1 protein-coding gene is annotated in these 268 nt (G+C 53.0%); it reads left to right on the forward strand.

What is annotated here, in order from left to right; all coding sequences use genetic code 11:
* Positions 1-268 (forward strand): GGDEF domain-containing protein (locus B2633_RS14510; protein ID WP_483171444.1); only part of this gene is annotated, 268 nt, incomplete at both ends.

Raw genomic sequence — 268 nt, forward strand, 5'->3', positions numbered from 1 at the left:
TGATGTGCTGGGGGTAGTGCTGGTATTCAGAGATGTCACCCAGCAGAAGAAAGAAGCCGCTGAAATCTTTTATCTGAGCTATCATGACCGTTTGACCGGGTTATACAACCGGGCCTTTTTTGAGAGGGAACTGGCCCGCCTCAACACGGACCGGCAGCTGCCCCTGTCAATGATCATGGGTGATGTCAACGGTTTAAAGATCACTAATGACGTGTTCGGTCATCAGGCCGGCGACAATCTGCTGCGCGCCATCGCCCAGCTTTTGAGG

The sequence above is a fragment of the Syntrophomonas sp. UBA1041 genome (assembly GCF_002316705.1).
In the GTDB taxonomy this organism is placed as follows: domain Bacteria; phylum Bacillota; class Syntrophomonadia; order Syntrophomonadales; family Syntrophomonadaceae; genus DTU019.